This is a genomic window from Catenulispora acidiphila DSM 44928 (assembly GCF_000024025.1).
Taxonomy (GTDB): domain Bacteria; phylum Actinomycetota; class Actinomycetes; order Streptomycetales; family Catenulisporaceae; genus Catenulispora; species Catenulispora acidiphila.
Map to the genome: position 1 here is coordinate 8233302 of NC_013131.1, position 21386 is coordinate 8254687.

The 21386-nt window shown below is 69.7% G+C and carries 13 protein-coding genes; 2 read left to right on the forward strand and 11 right to left on the reverse strand.

All coding sequences use genetic code 11. The annotated features are described in order from the left end of the window. Positions 1–445: 445 nt before the first annotated feature. The 4 genes from CACI_RS35070 to CACI_RS35085 all read right to left on the reverse strand — a co-directional run bounded on the left by CACI_RS35070 (position 446) and on the right by CACI_RS35085 (position 10887). Entirely contained in the window at positions 446–3436 is a 2991-nt protein-coding gene (locus CACI_RS35070) for an AfsR/SARP family transcriptional regulator (RefSeq protein WP_041540657.1), read from the reverse strand. Between the two features lie 215 nt (positions 3437–3651). Then, entirely contained in the window at positions 3652–7095 is a 3444-nt protein-coding gene (locus CACI_RS35075) for a S41 family peptidase (protein ID WP_015795641.1), read from the reverse strand. Beyond that, positions 7095–10418 (reverse strand): S41 family peptidase, encoded by a 3324-nt coding sequence (locus CACI_RS35080; RefSeq protein WP_015795642.1) that lies wholly within the window; start codon positions 10416–10418, stop codon positions 7095–7097. The genes CACI_RS35075 and CACI_RS35080 overlap by 1 nt, the downstream gene beginning before the upstream one ends. Before the next feature lie 133 nt (positions 10419–10551). Beyond that, on the reverse strand, positions 10552–10887 hold the full coding sequence (locus CACI_RS35085) for a hypothetical protein (protein WP_015795643.1): 336 nt from the start codon (positions 10885–10887) through the stop codon (positions 10552–10554). 320 nt (positions 10888–11207) lie between these two features. On the opposite strand from CACI_RS35085, the gene CACI_RS35090 reads away from it, so the two are divergent. After that, complete coding sequence (locus CACI_RS35090; protein WP_015795644.1) at positions 11208–11567, forward strand: helix-turn-helix domain-containing protein; 360 nt, start codon at positions 11208–11210, stop codon at positions 11565–11567. A 71-nt stretch (positions 11568–11638) separates the two neighbouring features. Here the strand turns inward: CACI_RS35090 and CACI_RS35095 are convergent, their stop codons facing one another. Continuing rightward, positions 11639–13153 (reverse strand): CoA-acylating methylmalonate-semialdehyde dehydrogenase, encoded by a 1515-nt coding sequence (locus CACI_RS35095; protein ID WP_015795645.1) that lies wholly within the window; start codon positions 13151–13153, stop codon positions 11639–11641. Positions 13154–13378: 225 nt separating this feature from the next. Here CACI_RS35095 and CACI_RS35100 point away from each other — a divergent pair, with 225 nt between their 5' ends. Continuing rightward, the gene (locus tag CACI_RS35100; protein ID WP_015795646.1) at positions 13379–13786 is read left to right on the forward strand and encodes an SgcJ/EcaC family oxidoreductase; all 408 of its coding nucleotides are present in this window, start codon (positions 13379–13381) and stop codon (positions 13784–13786) included. Positions 13787–13869: 83 nt separating this feature from the next. On the opposite strand, the gene CACI_RS35105 is transcribed toward CACI_RS35100, so the two are convergent. The 6 genes from CACI_RS35105 to CACI_RS35130 all read right to left on the reverse strand — a co-directional run bounded on the left by CACI_RS35105 (position 13870) and on the right by CACI_RS35130 (position 21192). Beyond that, positions 13870–15249 (reverse strand): NAD(P)/FAD-dependent oxidoreductase, encoded by a 1380-nt coding sequence (locus CACI_RS35105; RefSeq protein ID WP_015795647.1) that lies wholly within the window; start codon positions 15247–15249, stop codon positions 13870–13872. 91 nt (positions 15250–15340) lie between these two features. Continuing rightward, positions 15341–16147: an ABC transporter permease gene (locus CACI_RS35110; protein ID WP_015795648.1), complete on the reverse strand. Its 807-nt coding sequence runs from the start codon at positions 16145–16147 to the stop codon at positions 15341–15343. Next, positions 16147–17106, reverse strand: coding sequence for an ABC transporter permease (locus tag CACI_RS35115; RefSeq protein WP_015795649.1), 960 nt, complete (start codon positions 17104–17106; stop codon positions 16147–16149). Before CACI_RS35115 ends, CACI_RS35110 begins: the two co-directional genes overlap by 1 nt. Continuing rightward, complete coding sequence (locus tag CACI_RS35120; RefSeq protein ID WP_015795650.1) at positions 17103–18266, reverse strand: ABC transporter ATP-binding protein; 1164 nt, start codon at positions 18264–18266, stop codon at positions 17103–17105. The genes CACI_RS35115 and CACI_RS35120 overlap by 4 nt, the downstream gene beginning before the upstream one ends. 89 nt (positions 18267–18355) lie before the next feature. After that, the gene (locus tag CACI_RS35125) at positions 18356–19654 is read right to left on the reverse strand and encodes a polyamine ABC transporter substrate-binding protein (protein WP_015795651.1); all 1299 of its coding nucleotides are present in this window, start codon (positions 19652–19654) and stop codon (positions 18356–18358) included. 62 nt (positions 19655–19716) lie between these two features. Further along, positions 19717–21192, reverse strand: coding sequence for a gamma-aminobutyraldehyde dehydrogenase (locus CACI_RS35130; RefSeq protein ID WP_015795652.1), 1476 nt, complete (start codon positions 21190–21192; stop codon positions 19717–19719). Positions 21193–21386 lie beyond the last annotated feature (194 nt).

A 21386-nucleotide genomic window follows, 5' to 3' on the forward strand; every position in this document is an offset into this window, starting at 1 on the left:
CCACGGAGCGCGGTACGGCCGATCCAGCAGTCCCGGTCACGGTCGACCGGGCACGTGCACGCAGCGGGGTCCTCGGGCGGCCTTCGCCCCGAGTCCCACAGGCCTCACACAGACCTGTGGTCCCCTGACGAAAACCGGACTCCGCAGCGGTGGGGCACCTGCTTACCGCTGGATCAGCCGTTGATTACGCATTCCCGCGAAGATTCAAGAATTCTCGAACCTAGCGGGGCGCCGCCACGAGCCACCCTCGCACCCGGTGCGCGGGCTGGCCCACCGTCGCGCGGACGGCTTCCGCGTGCCGGTCGGCCTCGCGCGGCGCGGCCACAGCGGAAGGTCCCGCGGGAGCGCCGTGCGACCGGTGCGAACCCGAGGCCGAAGCCTCCTGCGCACGCGACACCGTATCCCTCATCACCTTGTCATCCTCCCGTGCGCTCCAACCGTTTCCTTAGCGCGACGTTCGAACCGCCGTGAAGGTTGCTTCCGAGCCGGAGAGCATGACCCTGATACGTTCAGCCTCCGGCGCGCCGATCACGACGAACATCGCCAACGCTTCCTCCCGACAACCCCGCGCCCGCTCCGGCTGCCCGGCGACATCCAGCACGTCAGCCAGCACCGCGAGCGCCGTCGCGTGCTGCCAGGTGTCGGCGGTCCCCCGCAGCACACTCACCGCACGCTCGGCATGCTCCAGCGCGCCGCTGGGCTCGCCGAGTCCCAACAGAGCCCGCGCGCTGGAGGCGTGCGCAGCACCCTCCATAGGCGGATGCACGTCGGCGAAGTACCGAGCCGCCTCCGTGAAGTACGTCAGGGACTCCCTATAGGCGAGCGTCTGCAGGTAGATGGAACCTGTCTGGAAGAGCGCGTACCCGGTGGACACGTCGTCCCCCAAGGCGCGACACAAGGCAAGTCCCGCCATAGTGCTCTGCAGTGCCTGCTCCGTCCGACCCAACACCAGCAGCGAGCGCGCCATGTTCTGCCGCGCGGCCGCCTCGGACGCCACGTCCCCGAACTCCCGGCTGACGTCGACAGCGCGCTCGTACAGCGCGATCGCCTCCGCGTCCCTCCCAAGGTCCGCATACGTCATCGCGAGCAGATTGACGGCGTCCGCCTGAGTCTCGTCGCCGCCGACCGACTCGGCGGCGCGGTGCGATCGCTCAGCCTCCTCGGCAGCAGCCTCGATCTGGTACGTCGCGTAAAGGATGCGCGCCAAGGAGTGCCGTACACGCGCCTCACTCCGTACGTCCCCAGACTCCACGGCAGCTGCGGCAGCGTTACGCGCCGCCGCAGAGAGCTCATCCGCATAGCGTTCGATACCCGGCAGCGAGACAAGGTGGTCCAGCAGCTCGACTGCGAGCGTCAACGGCGCCACCCCGACGCTGCACGGCGGCGCGGTCAGGACCCGCCGATTGAACACCGCGTCCACACAGCTGCCCTCGTCGGCGATCCACCGCACCCCGGCCTCCACGGAGTCGAACTCCCTCCCAGAGGACCGCGTCGGGAAAAGACCGAGCTCCTCCACCGGGATGCGCCGCAGCCGGCGCATCGAGGCGAGGTAGAAGTCGAGCAGGCTCACGAAGCCCGCGTCGTCGAGGCCACCCTCGGCCGCGTACTGCTCCCGCGCATAGAGCCGCAGCAAGTCGTGATAGCGGTAGCGCCCCGGAGACGAAGACTCCAGCATCGCGGCATCCACCAGCGACTCCAGCACTTCCTCGGTGTCGGCCTCGTCCTGGCCGAGCAGCGCGGCCGCCGCAGCAGCCGACACGTCAGCGCTGTTCAGCTGCGACAGCCGCCGGAAGACATCCGCCTGCGCCGGGGACAACTGGTGGTAGCCCAGTTCGAACGCCGCGCGCACCGCGAGGTCGCCCACAGCCAGTTCGCCCAGCCGGCGCCGCTCGTCGGACAACCGCGCCGCGAGCGACCCGATACGCCAGCGCGGTCGGGACGCGAGCCGTGCGGCCGCTATACGCACCGCCAGAGGCAAGTATCCGCAGAGGGACACCACGTCTATAGCCGCGGTGTGCTCCATCCCTAGGCGTTCCTCGCCGACGATCCGCGTGAACATGTTCATCGCCTCGCCGGGATCCAGCACGTCGAGATCAGCGAACGTCGCCCCGGCCAACCCGGTCAGCTTCGGCCGGCTCGTGACGATGACCGCGCACCCCGGAGCGCCGGGCAGCAGAGGCCGTACTTGCGCGGCGTCCCGGGCGTTGTCCAGGACGATCAGAACCCTCCGACCGGCGAGCGCCGACCGATACGCCGCAGCCCTCTCCTCCAGCCCTGGCGCAGTCTCGCCCTCCGAGATCCCCAGACCCCGCAGGAACGCTGCGAGAACCGGCGCAGGGTCTGCCGGCGTCGGGTCGCCTCCGCGCAGGTCCACATAGAGCTGCCCGTCGGGAAACTCCTCCCGCACCGAGTGCGCCAAGTGGATGGCGAGCGCCGTCTTGCCGACTCCGCCGAGCCCGGACAGCGCACAGACCGCCACCGACTGCCCGACCGTCGTGGATATCCGCGCCGCGAGCACGCGCGTCAGGTTCTCGCGTCCGGTGAAGTCGGCTGTGTCAGCAGGAAGCTGCGCAGGGATCGTAGGCGGCTTCTCCAAAGCGGTCCCCGCAGAAGCCTCAGCCGCTCTCGGGGCGATCTCGGCACTGTCGGCAGAAGGACGCGCCAAGGACGGGTCGGCACGCAGGATCCGCTGATGCAGTTCGCCGAGCTCTGCGCCGGGATCGACTCCCAGTTCCTTGCGCAGCAGCCGTCGAGTATCTGCGTAGACGCCTAGCGCCTCGGCCTGTCGTCCGGTCTGATAGAGCGCCAGCATCAGCTGCGCACGCAGTCCCTCACGCAGCGGGTGTTCAGCGGTGAGGACCGTGAGTTCGGAAACGGCGTCTCCTACACGCCCCAACGCCAAATCCAAGGCGATGCGGCTCTCCTGCGCAGCGGTACGCCGCTCCAAGAGCGTCGCGCGCAGGGACTCCGCATAAGGGCCCGGTATCCCGGCCAACGGAGTGCCTCGCCATAGCGCCAACGCATTAGCGAGTTCTCCACGCGCGCCCACGACGTCCCCGGACATCCGGCGCTGCTCCGCTGCCGCGACATGATCCTCGAACGTGAACAAGTCCACGTGCGAACGCTCCGCGCGTAACGCATAGCCACCGGCGATGGACGCTATGGCTTCGGCACCGAAGACCTTACGGAGTCGGAACGCGTACGTGCGCACCGTACCGAGCGCACCCTCCGGCGGCTCGTCGCCCCACAGACCCTCGATGAGTTCGTCGGCTGTCGCCACCCGACCGGCCCGTGACGCCAGCAGCGCCAGCACGGCCTGCTGTTGCGGGGACCCCACTTTGAGCTCCTCGGCTGGTTCTCCCGCGGCGCCCACTCGCAGCGCGCGGACCGGTCCGAGCAGCCCGTACTGCACCACCACTGACCAATCCCACCTCATGAACGTGGCCCCCGTGGCCGTGTCTTGCCGGGTCCCGCGGCAGTGTCGTGCCGCAGGCGAAGTGTGGCCCGCCGGTGGACTAGACCGCTCGGAACCACCGGCCCACCATAGCGCGCGATCCGCCTCGGGGACCGGGGTAGTCGTGGTTGTCACGTCCACAGTCGCCGCACAGTGGCGGCCGGTAGTCGGCCGCCACTGCGCGGGGAGTGTGCGGATCACATCCAGGGACGCTCCGGCGGGACCGCTGCCGGATGCTCCGCGAGATCGGCCAGCGCCAGGTCGACGGCGGCGTCGAGCTGCGGATCCCGTCCGGCGTCGGCGTCCGCCGGAGTGAATTCGACCTCGACCGTCGGGTCACAGCCGTGGTTCTCCAAGCCATAGCCGACGGAGTGGAACCAGTTCATGTACTTGGGCTGCGTCACCATGGTGCCGTCCAGCAGCCGGAAACGGCCGTCGATGCCGACCACGCCGCCCCACGTCCGCATCCCCACGATGGGGACGCCCCGGTCCTTCAGGTACTGGTTGATGATGTCGCCGTCGGAGGCGGAGTACTCGTCGCAGACCGACACCAGCGGACCGCGTACCGCCCCCGGCGGATAGGTCCGCGGTAGCTTCCCGCGTACCAGCTTCCAGCCGGTGGCCCGACGCAGCAGCTGCTCGGCGACCAGCGGCGAGGTGTTGCCGCCGCGGTTGTCGCGGGTGTCGACGATCAAGCCCTCGCACACGGTCTGCGTGGCTAGGTCGCGATGGAACTCGGCCCAGCCCCGCGAACCCTGGTCGGGCAGGTGGACGTAGCCCAGCCGGCCGCCCGAGCGCGTCCGCACATAAGCCCGCCGCTCGGCGACCCAGGCCTGATACCGGAGCAGCCGCTCGTCGTCGAGCGGCACGACCACGACGCGGCGCGAGCGCAGAAAGCCCGAGGGGTCGGCGGCAGCGTCGGCGTCGGCATCGGCGGCGGCAGCAGCATCAGCACCCTGCAGCAGACGGGAGTCGGCCACCGCGTCCCGCACCAGCAGCACCTCGGTCGGCTTCCCCGCCTTCCCGGCCAGCAGCGGCCCGGGTCCGACGGCGGAGTCCACCGGCCGGCCGTCGATCGCCGCCACCACGTCGCCGACCCGCGCGCCGACCCCGGGCGCCTCGAACGGCGACCGCGCCTGCGGCACCGAGGCGTCGCCGGGGAGGATGCGCGTGATCCGCCACTGCCCTTCGGCGTCGCGCTCCACGTCGGCGCCGAGCCGGCCCTGGTGGCGCGCGGGATCGGGGGCGTACCCCCCGGCCCGGACATAGGCGTGCGACGTGCCGAGTTCGCCGTGCATCTCCCAGAGCACGTCCACCATGTCGTCCTGCGAAGCCAGCGCCTCGGCCAGCGGCGAATACCGCTCCCACACCGCCGGCCAGTCGACGTCGCCGAGGTCGTCGCGCCAGTAGAAGTCGCGCTGCAGCAGCCACGCCTCCCGCATGCTCTGGCGCCGCTCGGCGACCGGGTCCACGCTCACCCGGATCCGCTCCAGGTCCAGCGGCTCGCGGTCGCCGTTGTCAGGACGCGCGTCGGAGGGCTGCGCCCGCAACGCTCCGCCGTCGCGCACCAGCACCCGGCTGCCGTCGCCGCTGACGTCGAAGGCGTACGCCTCGTCGCTGAGCGTCAGCACGTCCCGCTTGGCGAAGTCGTAGCGCCGCAGCCGGGGCTTGTCGGCCTCGCCCGACGGATCCGACATGCTGTCGCCGAGGTCGCCGTGTTTGAAGCTCTCCAGCCACAGCACGCCACCCTTGGCGGCCCGCAGCTGCGAGTAGTCCCCGGTCGGTACCGGGAACGGCACGATGCGGCCGGCGATGCCCTCGACGTCCACCCGGCTGCCGGTCTCGTCGGAGCCGTCATCGGAGTCTTCGGTGTCATTGGTGTCATTGGTGTCATTGGTGTCATTGGTGTCGTCGGAATCACCCGAGCCACCCGAACCGCCGGAACCAGAGCCCGGCTTCTTGTCCTTCTTCTCCTCGCCGATCGGCCGCCCGAGCAGCGACGGCGCGAACGGCGAGGGCTCCTCGGCGGACAACGGCACCAGATACGGCCGGACGCCGGGCACGAAGAAGAGGTCGAACACCTCGTCCGCGTAGTAGGGGTCGTAGGTGCGTTTGGACAGGAACGCCAAATGCTTGCCGTCCAACGTGAACGCCGGGCTCCAGTCCACGAACCGGCCGTCGGTGACGTCGACCGGGGTCAGCGATGCCACATCCGCGAGCCGGATCTTGCGCGGCCCGTCGGCTCCCGTGCCCTCGGCCCAGGCCAGCCACCGCGAGTCCGGCGAGAACACCGGGTCCTCGGCGAGCGTGCCCCAGGCATTGTGCGGACCGCTGGCCACCACGCGCGCCGTGCCGCTCTCGACGTCGATCACCATCAGGCGGTTGTCCTCGGTGGAGACCGCCAGGTGCGCGCCGTCCGGGGAAGCCGCCAGGCCCGCGACCCGGGTCACCTCGCCGGTCAGGATCCTGCGAACGGCACTGGAACCGTCTGCGCCAGAACCGTCGGCAGCGGAACCAAGGGCACCGAAACCGTCGGCACCGTCGTCGCCCTCGACCGGCCCGATCTCGATCGACCACTCCCCGCCGGCGTCGGTCACCCACGCGGCGAACCCGGTCTCACCGAGCACCACCGGCATCCGCGCCCGCACCCCCGGCGTCACCGCGAGCGCCCGAGCCGGACCGTCCTTGGCGGCCAGCCAGTGGATGGTCCCGCGCACCGACACCGCGATGGCGCGGCCGGTCTGGTCCGCCGCGAAACCACTCAGATTCTTCGACGTCGGGACCGGATACTCGGTACGGCCTATTCGGGTCCCGCTCAGCCGCACCTCCAGCGGCCGCGCCTCGCCGTCCAGCTCATCCAGCAGCCACAGTCGGCCGCCGCGCATGAACACCACGCGCGTGCCGTCGGTCGCGGCGTGCCGGGCGTAGAACCTGGAGGGATCGTCAGTGTGCTGACGCAGGTCGGATCCGTCCGGCCGACAGGAGTAGAGCTCTGACACTCCCCCGGCATCGGACAGGAACGCCGCGCGGTCCCCGACCCACATAGGCGCGTCGAGATTGCCCTCGTGCGCGCGCAGGATCCGCTGGAAGTCGCCGGAACCGTCGGCGTCGACCCACAGCTTGCCGGCGGTGCCGCCGCGATAGCGCTTCCACCAGGCCGCTTCGATCCCGTACCCCCGCCGCGTCATGACCGCACCGCCGGGACCGTTCACCGCCAGTTCTTGCAGCGTGCCGTAGGGCAGCAGCACCGGGAGGCCGCCCTCGGCCGGGACGGCGTGCGCCCGCACGTCCCCGCGCAGGGGTTGCCGGCCGCACGCCACGATCACCTCCTCGGCCGAGGCCCAGCCGAGCACCCTGGTCCGGTCGTCGGCCCAGTACGTCAGCCGGGTGGCGGCGCCGCCGTCGACCGCGGCCGCGTACACCTCCGGCGCCCCGTCACGCCGCCGTGCCCACGCCACCCGCGCGCCGTCGGGCGACAGCCGCGGATGCTTGGCCGGCTGCCAGTCCGAGGTGTACCGCGCGGCCCGCACCGGGCCGCCCGCGGCGGCGGGCAGCTCGGCGAGCCAGACGTCGTCTTCGGCGACGAACGTCAGCAGGTCCCCCGCAAGGTGCGGGAACCGCAGGTACGTGGTCTGCGTCATCAGTGCTCGTACACTCCCGGCACCGACGGCGCCGTCGCCGCGGGCTCCTTCGCCAGCGCCTCCAAGGCGATCTCGATCGCCTTGTCCAGCTGCGGATCCAGGTCGGCGACGAAGTCCTGCGGCCGGAAGTCGACGGTCACCGTCGGCTCGCAGCCGTGGTTCTCCAAGCCGTACAGACCCACGGAGTTGAAGGCCAGCGCGTAGCGCGGCTGCGTGATGAACGTGCCGTCCATCAGATAGAAGCAGTCGTCCATGCCGATGACGCCACCCCAGGTGCGCGTGCCGACCACGGTCACCCCGTGGTCCTTGAACGCCTGGTTGATGATGTCGCCGTCGCTGCCGGCCTCCTCGTCGCACACCGAGACCACCGGTCCGGGCGGCGCGTACGGCGGGTAGGTGTCGGGCAGCTCGCCGCGCGCGAACTCCCACCCGAGCGGCTTGCGCAGCAACCGCTCCACGACGAGCGAGGAGGTGATGCCGCCGCGGTTGCCGCGCGTGTCGACCACCAGTCCGTCCTTCACGACCTGAGCGCTCAGATCGCGGTGGAACTCGGCCCACCCCGCCTCGGCCTGGTCCGGCAGGTGCACGTAGCCCAGCCGTCCGCCGGACTTCTCCAACACGTACGCGCGACGGTCGGCGACCCAAGCCCGGTAGCGCAGCTGCACCTCGTCGGCGATCGGAACCACGACCACCGTGCGCTTGCCGGACTGGGTCTGAAGGACCAGCTCGGTCGGCTGGTCGGCTTTGCCCGCCAGGAGCGCGGCCGGACCGACGCGCGGCGGGACCGGCAGACCGTCCACCGCGGTGATCGCGTCCCCGACGCGCGCCGCGATGCCCGGCGCCAGCAGCGGCGAGCGGGCAGCGGGCACGGAATTGTCGCCCGGCAGGATCTTGACGATCCGCCACACGCCGTCCTCGTCCGGAGCCAGGTCGGCGCCGAGCAGACCCTGCTGCCGCGGGGTGTCGTCGCGGGAGGACTTCGGCGCGTCGACGTAGGCATGCGAGGTCCGCAGCTCGCCTTGCAGTTCCCACAGCAGGTCCACGAAGTCGTCGTCGGTCGCGGTGGCCGCGACCAGCGGCGCGTAGCGGGAGCGGGCTGCCTGCCAGTCGATGCCGTCCATGGTCGGCTTGACGTAGTTCTCGACCTGGAGCCGCCATGCCTCTTCGAAGGCCTGCTCGCGCTCGGTGGCGGGGACCACCGTCAGCCGGATCCGGGACAGGTCCACGGTTTCGGGCTTCGCGTCGTCGTCGTCCTTGTCGGCCGGACGCGTCGACAGCGCGCCGTGGTCGGCGACGACCAGGCGCGCGCCGTCGCCGGAGACCGCGTAGCCGTCCAGCTCGCCGATGAGCGTGTGCTCCTCGCGCTTGCCGAAGTCGAAGCGGACCAGGGCCGGGCGCGGTTGGTCCCGGCCGGAGCCGGCCAGCTGGGTGCCCAGCGCGCCGGTGACCGGCTTGGCCAGCCAGACCACGCCGCCCTTCACCGCGGCGAGGTCGGCGTAGGTTCCGGAGGCGACCGGGAAGGGGACGGCGCGCGTGGTGATGCCGAAGGTGTCGATCACGGTCGCGGGGGGCGTCGCAGAGTCCTTCTTCTCGCCGTCCGCGCCCGCGTCCTTGCTGCCGTCGCCGCTGCCGTCGCCGTCGCCGTCGTCCACCGGCCGACCACCGAGTTCGGGGTCGAACGGCGAGGGCTCGGTCTCGGCCAGCGGCACCAGATACGGCCGCGTCGAGGGCAGGAACGAGTAGTCGAAGTACATGTCCTCTTCGAAGGAGTCCAGCGTTCGCGCCGACAGGAACGCCAGGTGCTTGCCGTCGGCGGTGAACACCGGGTTCCAGTCCCGGAACCGCGGCTCGGTGATGTCGAGCGTCTCCAGGCTCGCGACGTCGGCGACCCGGATCTGCCAGGCGTCCGGGACGTCCGAGCGCTGGCTCCAGGCGAGCCACCGGGAGTCCGGCGAGAACGCCGGGTCGGAGACGAATCCGACGCCCCAGCGCGGCATCGCGCGGAACTTGCCCTCGCCGTCGGTGACCACGCGCAGGGTGCCGCCCTCGACGTCGATCAGCAGGAGCTTGTTGTCGCGGGTGGCGGCGGCCAGGTGCTTGCCGTCCGGGGAGGCGACGAGTTCGTTGACGTAGCCGAACTCGCCGGTGAGGATGCGGCGGCGGGTCGCGCCGTCGGCGCTGTCGGCTGCGTCAGCACTGCCTACGCCGTCAGCGCCGTTCACGCCGGCGATCTCGATCGAGTACTGTCCGCCGGCGTCGGTGACCCACGCGGTCTGCCCGGTCTGGCCGAGCACGACCGGCAGCCAGCCGCGGACGCCGGCCTCGACGCCGAGGGCGCGCGCCGGGCCGTCCTTGTGGGTCAGCCAGTGCACCGTGCCGCGGACCTCGACCGCGCTGGCGCGGCCGGTGTGGTCCGGACTGAAGGCGCCGAGGTGCTGCGCGGCGTCGATCGGGCGGCTGGTGGTGGCGGTGCGCGCGCCCGGGAGGCGGATGTCCAGGGCGCGCGGGTCGTCTTCGAGGTCTTCCATCACCCAGAGCCGGCCGGCGCGCTGGAAGACGATGCGGACGCCGTCGGTCATGGCGTTGCGCAGGTAGTAGCCGCCCTCGCCGGTGGTGTGGCGGCGCAGGTCGGTGCCGTCGGGGAGCGCGGAGTAGAGCTCTGCGACGCCGTCCTCGTGGTCGGAGTGGAAGACCACGCGGCCGTCGAACCACATCGGGTCGCCGAGGTTGCCGTCCAGGTCGGCCAGGAAGCGCTCGAACTCGCCGGTGCCCGCGCGGTCGATCCACAGCTGGCCGGTCGCGCCGCCGCGGTAGCCCTTCCACAGCCAGGAGTTGCCGGCGTAGAAGCGGCTCAGGACAACCGGGCTGCCCTCCACCCCGGGCTCGGCGACGGCGAGGCTCTTCAGGTTGCCGTACGGAAGCCGCGTGGGCTGGCCGCCCTCGAAGGGCACGGTGTGGGCGAAGCTGTAGAAGCGGTGGCCGTGACCGCCCCAGCCGCGCACGATCACCTCGTCGGGCGAGGCCCAGCCGATCGCCTCGGTGCGCGGGTGGCCCCAGTATGTCAGGCGGTGGGTCTCCCCGCCGTCCACCGGAAGCGCGAACGCCTCGACGACGCCCTCCCGCGCTGAGGTCCACGCCACGCGCGAGCCGTCGGGCGACAGCAGCGGCCGCTTGACCGGGACGCGGTCCGAGGTCACGCGCCAGGCGCGGGCGGAGGCGGCGAAGCCGGGCAGGTCGGTGAGCCATACGTCGTCGTCGGCGATGAACGTCAGAGTCGATCCGGACAGGTGCGGGTAACGGAGGTACGTCGTCGTCTGCGTCACCTGTCGAACGTAGGGCAAAGGGTTCCGACTGTGCCACTGATAAGGGGCGATGGTCTGTATCGCCTCAAGCCGAAGGTCTTCGCCGGGACGGCAGCGACCCCGGCGTGGGGCCGGGGTCGCTGCCTAGCGGTTCCTACAGGCCGAAACCGTGGTAGCAGCGGTGGTGCCAGGCACCGTGCCAGCCGCCGTCCCAGCCCCCCTGCCAGCCGACGACGTTGATCACGACGGCGTCGCCGTTGCCGACCACGTCGTGGTCGCCCACGACGTTCCCGGCGCCCTGCGTCACGTTCCCGCTGGTGCCCTGCACGACGTTGCCGGTGCCGACGCCGCTGTTACCCGAGGTCGAACCACCGGTGACGCCGAGGTTCGAACCGCTCGCGCCCACGTCGGCGCTGGCGGCTCCAGCGCCGGCGAGGATCAGGGCGGCGACCGTCGCGGTCGTCGCCAGGGTCTTGGTCACAAAAGACATGCAGTCCTCCGTGTGATGTGTGAAGCCCCCCATCAGGGCCCGCACTGCGATTCTCACACCGCAGAGCGGGCCATATGCGGATCATCACACTGAAACCACCGAAACAGGTCGGGTCCGGACACGAAGGGCGGGCGCGCCGCGGACAGTCCCGGATTCGGTCGGCGGAGCCGCCTTGCGAGGCAGTACTTTCCGCGCAAGTTGCAGGCGCCCGACACGCATCACCCATTTGAGGCAAAAGGGTTTGCAGCCATCACCGTCGATCAACCACCTCCATACCATCGCTGGTATGAGAACCACGCCGTCGAGGAGGAGGAAGTCGCGTGACGAGTCGTAGGACGCTCTCCGAGGTTCGGCACGAAAGGGCTGCGAACCCAGAGTTCCAAGCGGCCTACGCCGAGACCCGGCTTCGCTTCGAGCTGGGAGAGGCGGTCCGGGTTCGCCGCGAAGAACTCGGCTGGAGTCAGACCCGGCTCGCCGATCGTGCGGCCATGCGCCAGCCTGCGATCGCCCGTTTCGAAGCGGGTGGAACGACTCCCACACTGCCGGTGTTGGAACGCATCGCCGCCGCCCTCGGTCTCGTTCTGTCCGTCGAGCTGAAAGCGGTCCCCGAGGCTGCGACGGTCAAGGTCGACCCGACTCGACGCAGCAAAGGCACCTCAGGTCGAACCGCGACCGGCTGAACGGCATATACCCGTCGGCTTCCGCACCGTGACTGCACGGAAGCCGACTGGAGCCGTCGGACTGGCGCCCCTCAGCCGTTCGTCGGGAACCCGAGGTTCACACCGCCGTGGCTCGGGTCCAGCCACCGCTGCGTGACCGCCTTGGTGCGCGTGAAGAAGTGCACGCCGTGCGGGCCGTAGGCGTGGGTGTCGCCGAACAGGGAGGCCTTCCAGCCGCCGAAGGAGTGGTAGGCCACGGGGACCGGGATGGGGACGTTCACGCCGACCATGCCGACCTCGACCTGGTCGCGGAAGCGGGCTGCGGCGCCGCCGTCGTTGGTGAACACCGCGACGCCGTTGCCGTAGGGGTTGCTGTTCACCAGGGCCAGTGCCTCGTCGTAGGAGGGGGCGCGGACGACGGACAGGACCGGGCCGAAGATCTCGTCGGTGTAGACGCTCATCGAGGGGGTGACCTTGTCGAACAGGGTCGGGCCGAGCCAGAAGCCGTTTGCTGTGTCGATGCCCTCCTCCGCGCCGCCGATCGAATGGCCGCGGCCGTCGACCACCAGGTCCGCGCCGGCGGTGACGCCCGCGTCGAGGTAGGAGGTGACCTTGTCCCGGTGCGCGCCGGTGACCAGCGGGCCCATCTCGGTGTCCGGCAGGCAGCCCGGGCCGACCTTCAGCTTCGCCATGCGCTCGGTGATCTTGGCGACCAGCTCGTCGCCGATCGGGTCCACCGCGACCAGCACCGAGACCGCCATGCAGCGCTCGCCCGCGGCGCCGAAGCCGGCCGACACCGCGGCGTCGGCGGCCAGGTCCAGGTCCGCGTCCGGCAGGACCACCATGTGGTTCTTGGCGCCGCCGAGAGCCTGCACGCGCTTGCCGTAGCGGGTGCCGTTCTCATAGACGTAGCGCGCGATCGGCGTGGAGCCGACGAAGGACACAGCGTGGATGTCGGGGTGCTCCAGCAGCCGGTCCACCGCCACCTTGTCGCCGTGCACGACGTTGAACACGCCGTCGGGCAGCCCCGCGCGCTTCCACAGCTCGGCCAGGAACACCGCCGCCGACGGGTCCTTCTCCGACGGCTTGAGCACCACGGTGTTGCCGGCGGCGATCGCGATCGGGAAGAACCACATCGGCACCATCGCCGGGAAGTTGAACGGCGAGATGATCGCCACCGGTCCCAGCGGCTGGTGCATCGAGTACACCTCCACGCCGGTGGAGGCGGACTCGCTGAACGCGCCCTTGAGGATCGTGCCGATCCCGCAGGCGAACTCCACGACCTCCAGCCCGCGCGCCACCTCGCCGAGCGCGTCGGAGTGCACCTTGCCGTGCTCGGAGACGATGAGCGCGGCGAGGTCGTCCTTGTGCTGGTTCAGCAGCTCCCGGAACGCGAAGAGCACCGTCGTGCGCTTGGCCACCGACGCCGCCCGCCAGCCGGGGAACGCCGCCGCGGCCGCGGCCACCGCGTCGTCGACCTCCTTCACCGCGGCGAAGTCCACCGACCCGGTGACGGCGCCGGTCGCCGGGTCGTGCAGGTCGCCGTGGCGGGCGGTGGCGCCCTCCCACGCGCGGCCGTCGATCCAGTGGGTGACGTGCTTGGTCATGGCGGATCCTTTGGTGGCTGGGACGACGTGTGGAGTTGGTGACGACGTGTGGAGTCACTGATGAGTCTGCGACCGGCGGCAGGGCCCGACAACGCTCAGGCTGTCAGGGGATCGGACGAAAAGCCTGACAGCCTGCCGGATTCTGAAGAGTTCGCCGCACGGCGATGAGTTCCGGCTCCGGCTCCGGTATGTACCTGCGACCGATCTACGATCAAGGGAGAACCCATGTCAGAGAACCGTGACGCAGACAAGGCAGCGATCGCTGCCGTCCTGGCCGCCTCCTACAAAGCCTGGGAGGCCGGCGACGCCGAAGCCATGGTCGCCGACTACACCGAGGACGCAGCCGCCATCATGACCGGCTCGCTGCGCGGCGACCGCGAGACGATCCGCGAAGGCATGGCCCTGGCCTTCGCCGGACCGCTGAAGGACACCTCGACCTACAACAAGCAGCTGAGCCTCCGTTTCGTCGGCCGGGACGCCGCGATCCTCGTCAGCGAGTCCGGCATCCTGTTCGGCGGTCAGACCGAGGTCCCGGATGCCGGCAAGGTGAACGCGACCTGGGTCCTCGAGCAGCGCGACGGCCGCTGGCTGATCGCCGCCTACCACAACAGCCCGGTGTTCGCGGCTGCCTGACAGACCCTCGCGTGGCGCCCCCGAACCGCTCAGGGGCGCCACGCCAGTCAGGGGCGCCACGCCACTCAGGGCCGCCACGCCACTCAAGAATCGAAGCCCATCCCGAACCGGTCCAGCGTCCGCAGCCACAGGTTCCGCCGACCGCCGTTGCCGTCGGCTCGCGCCAACGCGTTGCTGGTCACGGTGATCCCGAACCAGCGCGCCGGCTCCGGCGGGAACGGCACCGGCTTGCTGCGCACCATCTTCAGCTCGGTGCGCTCGGTCGCCTCGCCGGAGAGCAGATCGAGCATCACGTCCGCCCCGAACCGCGTCGCTCCGACACCGAGCCCGGTGTACCCGGCCGCATAGGCGACCGCGCCGCCGTGCGCCGTGCCGAAGAACGCGCAGAACCGCGAGCAGGTGTCGATGACGCCGCCCCACTTGTGGCCGAACTTCAGCCCTTCCAGCTGCGGGAAGGTCTCGAAGAAGTGCCCGGCGAGCTTGTCGAAGGTCTCCGGCCGCTGGTCCAGCCGCGAGGAGATCTTCGACCCGAAGTGGTAGACCGCGTCGTAGCCGCCCCACAGGATCCGGTTGTCGGCGGACAGCCGGTAGTAGTGGAAGTGGTTCGCCGAGTCGCCGACGCCCTGCCGGTTCTCCCAGCCGATCGCCTTCATCTGCGGCTCCGAGAGCGGCTCGGTCATCAGCGCGTAGTCGTAGACAGGGACGATGAAAGACCGCACCCGCCTGAGCAGACTCGGGAACGCGTTCGTCGCCAGCGCCACCTTCGGCGCCAGGACCTCGCCCCGATCGGTCGCGACCCGCATCAGCAGATCGTCGCGCTCCAGCACCGACACCGGCGACCGCTCGTAGATCCGCACGCCGAGCCGCAAACACGCCTCCCGCAGCCCGAACGCCAGCCGTGCGGGATCGACCATCGCGCAGCCGGTCTTGTCCCACAGACCCGCGTGATACGTCGGCGAGGCAAGCTGTTCCCGCACCGCCGCACGGTCCAGGAACACCACGTCTTCCGAGGTGTCCGCGGACGCCAACTCCTCCGCCTGCCATTCGGCGGTCGCCACCGCGAGCTCGCCGGAGCGCCGGAAGTCGCAGTCGATGCCGTAGCGCTCGAGCGTCGCCTCGATCTGGTCGAGGTTCTCGCGGCCGAGGCGCTCCAAGGTGTCCATCTCCTCGGGCCACCGGGACTCGCCGTTGTCAGCGCCGTGGGTCAGCGAGGCGGAGCAGAACCCGCCGTTGCGTCCGGAAGCAGCCCAGCCGATCCGGTTCGCCTCCAGCAGGACCACGTCCCGGCCCGGGTCGCGTTCCTTGGCCAGCAGCGCCGTCCACAGGCCCGAGTAGCCGCCGCCGACCACGACGAGATCGGCGGTGGCGCGGCCGGCCAACGCGTCCAGGGCTCCGGGGCGGTCGCGGGTGTCGAGCCAGTAGGGAGTCGGGGACGCGTCGGCCAGCAGATGGTGGTACTTCATGGTGCAGCGGCACCCTCTCGGACAGCGAAGGGGGCGCCGGTACGACGCCCCCTAGGGATGAATTGTACTGATTAAGGCTGTTGCGCGACGTTCAGCGCGCCTTCGACGTCTTGAGCCACTTGGGCACCTCGGCGACCGCGATACCGGCCAGCGTGACGATGAGCATCAGCGAGCCGATCACGTTGACCTGCGGCGGGATTCCCTTCTGCACGGCGTTCCAGATCCAGTACGGGAACGTCACCGAGTTGCCCGCGGTCATCTCCGTGATGATGAAGTCGTCGAAGCTCAGCGCGAACGACAGCAGCGCCGCCGCGCCGATACCCGGCGCCACCAGCGGGAAGGTCACCCGCCAGAAGGTCTGCCACGGCGTGGCGTACAGGTCCTGCGCGGCCTTCTCCAGCATCGGGTCCATGCCGTTGAGCCGGGACTTCACCGTGATCACCACGTAGCTGACGCAGAACATGATGTGCGCGATGAGGATCGACTTGAAGCCGAGGAAGGTCACGCCGAAGGTGTTCAGGAACAACGCCAGCAGCGTGGTGCCCATGACGATCTCGGGCGCGGCCATCGGCAGGAACAGCACGCTGTTGACGAACCCGCGGCCCTTGAAGCTGTGCCGCACGATCGCGAAGGCGATCATCGTGCCCAGGATCGTGGCGACCAGCGTGGCCAGCAGGGCGATCTCCAGCGACAGCAGCAGCGGGTCGTGCAGGATGCCGTCGTCGAGCGGGTTCTTCCACGCGTCGAGGGAGAACTTCTCCCACTTCACGTTGTACTTGCCCGAGGGCTTGTTGAACGACATCCACACCACGACGAAGTTCGGCACCAGCAGGAAGAAGAAGATCAGACCCGCGACGATGGCGATCACATGTTTGCGGAACCAGTTGACGATGGGCATTAGACGATCTCCTCCGTCCCGGCCTTCTTGATGTACGCCAGCGTGATCACCAGCGTGCCGACCATCAGCAGCACGGACAGCGCCGCGCCGTAGGGGATGTTGCCGCCGGTGCCGATCATCTGCTGCTCGATCACCGTGCCGATGACCTTCGTCTTCGGCCCGCCGAGCATCACGGCGTTGGTGTAGTCGCCCACCGCCGGGATGAAGGTCAGCAGCGTGCCGCCGACGATGCCGGGCAGCGCCAGCGGGAAGGTCACCTTGCGGAAGGTGGCCCACGCCGAGGCGTACAGGTCCTGGCCGGCCTCGTGCAGCCGCGGGTCGATCTTCTCCATCGCGGTGTAGATCGGCAGCACCGTGAACGGCAGGAAGTTGTAGACCATGCCGCAGACCACGGAGAACGGCGTCTGCAGCACGCTGTTGTCCGAGTACGTCCAGCCCATCCCGCTCAGCAGCGGCGTGATGTGCAGCGTGTTCATCGTGTGCACGACCCAACCGTCGTCGGCCAGGATCGTCTTCCACGCCAGCGTGCGGATCAGGTAGCTGGTGAAGAACGGCGCGACCACCAGCGCCATCAGCAGGTTCTTCCAGCGCCCTGCCTTGAACGCGATGAAATACGCCAGCGGGAGCGCGAGCACCAGGCAGAACACGGTGCACATCACCGAGTACTCCAGCGACCGGATGATCTGCTCGTGCCACTGGCTCCACACGTCGCCGAAGTTCGCCCAGCGCCAGCTGAGCACGAACCCGGTGTCCATGTCGCCGGTCTCCACCGAGGTGGAGACGATCGACCACATCGGCACGATGAAGAAGACGACCAGCCAGATGATGCCGGGCGCCAGCAGCAGGTAGGGCAGGGTCGCCCGGCGCCGCAGCACGCGCTTGTCCGCACGCAGTTCGGCGTCGGTCGCGCCGGGGGCGAGTTCGTCGACGACCTCCGCGGCCGCGGGGGGCGCGGTCACGACGCGGCCTCCAGGTCCGCCTCCGCGCCGGCCTCGATGTCCTGCTTGCCGTCCAGGCCGAAGCCCTGCGACGGGTCCCAGGACACCACGACGTCCGAACCCGGGCGGAAGATCTGCGCGCCGTCGTTCTGCACGAACACACCGAGCTCGTCGCAGCCGGAGGCCTTGACGATGTACTGCGTGGACACCCCGACGAAGCTGGTGTCGACGATCACGCCGCCGGTGAGCACGTTGCGGCCGTCCGGCACCTCCCCGATCGAGGCGTGGACGGACACCTTCTCCGGACGGACGCCGACGATGACGTCGTCGCCGGAGGCGTTGTTGCGCGCCGACGGGATCAGCACGCGCGTGCCGTCCTCGAGCGTGACCTGCTGGTGTTCGCCGACAGTCCCGGAAGCCTTACCCGGCAACAGATTCGACTGCCCAAGGAAGTTCGCCACGAACGTCGTCTTCGGGTTCTCATACAGATCGGTCGGCGACCCCAGCTGCTCGACCCGCCCCAGGTTCATCACCGCGATGGTGTCGGCCATGGTCATGGCCTCCTCCTGGTCGTGCGTGACGTGCACGAAGGTCAGGCCCACCTCGGTCTGGATCCGCTTGAGCTCGATCTGCATCTGCCGGCGCAGCTTCAGGTCCAGCGCGCCCAGCGGCTCGTCCAGCAGCAGCACCTGCGGCTGGTTGATCAGCGCCCGGCCGAGCGCGACGCGCTGCTGCTGGCCGCCGGAGAGCTGGTTGGGCTTGCGCGCGCCGATGTGCGAGAGCTCGATCAGGTCGAGCATGTCCTGCACGGGCTTGCGGACGTCCTTGACGCCGCGCCGCTTGAGGCCGAAGGCGATGTTGTCGGTGATCGTCAGGTGCGGGAACAGCGCGTAGTTCTGGAAGACGGTGTTCACCGGGCGCTTGTACGGCCGCAGCCGGGTGATGTCGCGGTCGCCGATCAGGACCCGGCCGGCGGTCGGCTCCTCCAGACCCGACACCATGCGCAGGGTCGTGGTCTTGCCGCAGCCGGACGCGCCGAGCAGGGCGAAGAACGAGCCCTGCGGGATCGTCAGCGTCAGATCGCGCACGGCGGTGAAGTCGCCGAAGCGCTTGGTGACGTTCACCAGCCTCAGGTCTCCGGCCACGGCGCCCGCGGCCGAGGTGTCAGTGTTCTTGCTCATCTACCGCTGCCTGCCTGTCTTGCCGTCGAGAAAAGGGGTCGGAAGGGGGTCGAAAGGGAGTGGAGTAAAGAGCGGGGAGGGCGTCGGCATCAGCCGGTGACGTCCTTGAACTGCGAGACGTACTTGTCGAGCGTCTTCAGATCCAGGTTCTGGAACTCGTGCGCCTTGGCCTTGGTGGCCGCGTCCGGGAAGATCAGCTGGTTCTGCAGCGCGTCCTTGTCGACGTCCGCCATCGCGGTGTCCGCGCCCTGCATCGAGGGGATGTAGCTGATGTAGTCGTCCAGCGCCGCGCCGACCTTCGGCTCGAGCATGTAGTTCATGAACTTCTCGGCGTTGGTCTTGTGGGCGGCCATGGCCGGGATGCACATGTTGTCGGCGAACCAGAGCATGCCTTCGGCCGGGACCACCCAGACGATGTTCGGGTCGTCGATCTGCGCGATGTCGCCGGAGTACGCCATGCACATGGCGTAGTTCCCGCTGGTCAGGTCGTTGATGTAGTCATTGCCGGTGAACTGCCGGATCTGGTTGTTGTCGCGGGCCTTCTGGACGTAGGCCACGGCGGCGCCGAACTGGTCGTCGGTGAACTTCGCGGGGTCGGCGCCGGTGGCCAGCAAGCCGAAGCCGACACCGTCCTCCATCTCGGCGAAGTAGCCGACCTTCCCCTTGTACTTGGCGTCGGTCATCATGTCCTTGATGGACAGCTTCTGCGCCTGGTCCGCGGTCAGGCCGGCGGACTTCAGGTTGACGCCCATCAGGGTGAAGCCCAGCGCCCACGGCACGGTGTGCTTGCGGTTCGGGTCGTACGCCGGGTTGGCCGCCTCGGGCAGCAGGTCCTTGAAGTTCGGGATGTTCGCCAGGTTCAGCGGCTCCAGGTAGCCCATCTGCCGGAGCTTGCCGATCATCCAGTCCGAGAGCACCATCAGGTCGCGGCCGGTGTCCTGGCCGGCGGCCAGCTGCTGGTGGATCTTAGCGAAGAAGTCGTCGTTGGAGTTGACGTCCTCGGTGTAGTTGACGGTGATCCCGGTCTCGGACTTGAAGGTGTCCAGGGTCGGCCGCTTGTTCTTGTCGTCGGGGTCGACGTCGATGTAGGACACCCAGTTGGAGAAGTTGACGACCTTCTCGCTGTCGGACTTGTCGGCGCCCAGCTTGCCCTCCGACGGCGCCGCCGAGGACGAGCCCGAGGCGGCACCGGAACCAGAACCGGAGCCGGACGAGGCGGCCTTGGTCTTCGTGGCGCACGCACCGAGCACGCCGGCCGCGCCCAGACCGACGCCGGCGGCCAGGAAGCCGCGGCGCGAGGCGCCCCCGGCGAGCCGGCGCCTGAAGGCCTCGGGGAAACGGTCCGCGGCGTCGAGGAACTCGTCGCGGGCCCGGGATATGTCGTTCATGCGATGGTCCGTCCTATCACCTGTGGGGCTGGAATGCGGCGGTTGGTGCGGTGGCAGGTGTCTCAGAGCTCGAAGATGGTCCGGTGCCAGGGCTTGCGGGCCACTCCGGTGAGGTCGTGCATGGTGTGCTTGACCTGCGTGTACTCCTCGAAGGAGTAGGACGACATGTCCTTGCCGAATCCGGAGGACTTGTAGCCCCCGTGCGGCATCTCGCTGATGATCGGGATGTGGTCGTTGACCCACACGCAGCCCGCGGCGATCTCGCGCACCGCGCGCAGAGCCCGGTGGTGGTCGCGGGTCCACGCCGAGGCGGCCAGGCCGTAGGGGGTGTCGTTGGCCAGCGCGAACGCCTCGTCGTCGGTGTCGAACGGCAGCGCCGCCAGCACCGGCCCGAAGACCTCGTCGCGCACGATCTCCGAGTCCTGCGCGACGCCGGTGACCAGCGTCGGCCGGTAGTAAGCGCCGGCGGCGAGGTCCCCGCCGGGCGCCTCGCCGCCGACCACGATCTTCGCGCCGTAGCCGCGAGCGCGATCGACGAAACCGGCGACGCTGTCGCGCTGCCGGTAGGAGACGAGCGGACCGAGGTCGGTCGCCGGGTCGAAGGGGTCGCCGAGCTTCACTGTCGCGTACAGGTCGGCGACGCCGGCCACGAACTCCTCGAACCGGCTGCGGTGCACGTACGCGCGGGTCGCCGCGGTGCAGTCCTGCCCGGTGTTGATCAGCGAGCCGGCGACGGCGCCGTGGATCGCGGCCTCCAGGTCGGCGTCGTCGAACACGACGAAGGGCGCCTTGCCGCCGAGTTCCAGGTGCACGCGCTTGACCGTGCGGGAGGCGAGCTCCATGACCCGCTTGCCGACCGGGGTGGAGCCGGTGAACGACACCATCCGCACGTCCGGGTGCGTCATCAGCGCCTCGCCGGCCACCGGACCGGTGCCGACGACCACGTTGACCACGCCGTCGGGAATCCCGGCGTCGGTACAGGCCTGCGCGAACAGCAGCGCGGTCAACGGCGTGATCTCGGCGGGCTTGAGCACGATGGTGTTGCCCGCCGCGATCGCCGGCAGGATCTTCCACGCCGCCATCTGCAGCGGGTAGTTCCACGGCGCGATCGAGGCCACGACGCCGATCGGCTCGCGCCGCACGGTGCTGGTGTGGTCGGCGGAGTACTCGGCGGCGGCTTTGCCCTCCAGATGGCGCGCGGCGCCGGCGAAGAACGCGGTGTTGTCCACGGTGCCCGGGACGTCGAAGCCGGTGGTCAGGCGGATCGGCTTGCCGGTCTGGCGCGACTCGGTCTCGGCGAACTCCTGCGCGCGCTCGTCGAGCAGCTGCGCGAGCCGGTGCAGGGCCGTCGAGCGCTCGGCCGGGGTCGCCCTGCTCCATCCGGGGTACGCCCGTTTGGCCGCGTCCACCGCCAGGCCGGCGTCGCGCGCGTCGGCGAGTACGAGGTCGGCGACGCCGGAGCCGTCCGCCGGATTCGTGACCTGATGCACGACTCCTGACGATCCGGCCGTTTGGCTCCCGCCGATGTACTGGTGCACCACGATCTCCTTGACGGCTTGCAAACCCCGATCGGCTGCCGGGCTACACCGGCGCGATCCGGTCACTTCCTGAATGCCTCTCGGCCATGCGCTTTCGAGTGAGGATCGTTACAGACATCCGGCAGAGAAACAAGGGATTCCGTCGAAGAAAATGAACCTCGCAACGAAATCGCGACCTGGCGCTGGCCTGCACA

Excerpts from the sequence above, each read along its gene's own strand:
- CACI_RS35110 (WP_015795648.1), bottom strand. The coding sequence starts at position 16,147 with ATGCCCATCGTCAACTGGTTCCGCAAACATGTGATCGCCATCGTCGCG.
- CACI_RS35070 (WP_041540657.1), bottom strand. The coding sequence starts at position 3,436 with ATGAGGTGGGATTGGTCAGTGGTGGTGCAGTACGGGCTGCTCGGACCG.
- CACI_RS35100 (WP_015795646.1), top strand. The coding sequence starts at position 13,379 with ATGTCAGAGAACCGTGACGCAGACAAGGCAGCGATCGCTGCCGTCCTG.
- CACI_RS35120 (WP_015795650.1), bottom strand. The coding sequence starts at position 18,266 with ATGAGCAAGAACACTGACACCTCGGCCGCGGGCGCCGTGGCCGGAGAC.
- CACI_RS35125 (WP_015795651.1), bottom strand. The coding sequence starts at position 19,654 with ATGAACGACATATCCCGGGCCCGCGACGAGTTCCTCGACGCCGCGGAC.
- CACI_RS35095 (WP_015795645.1), bottom strand. The coding sequence starts at position 13,153 with ATGACCAAGCACGTCACCCACTGGATCGACGGCCGCGCGTGGGAGGGC.
- CACI_RS35085 (WP_015795643.1), bottom strand. The coding sequence starts at position 10,887 with ATGTCTTTTGTGACCAAGACCCTGGCGACGACCGCGACGGTCGCCGCC.
- CACI_RS35075 (WP_015795641.1), bottom strand. The coding sequence starts at position 7,095 with ATGACGCAGACCACGTACCTGCGGTTCCCGCACCTTGCGGGGGACCTG.
- CACI_RS35105 (WP_015795647.1), bottom strand. The coding sequence starts at position 15,249 with ATGAAGTACCACCATCTGCTGGCCGACGCGTCCCCGACTCCCTACTGG.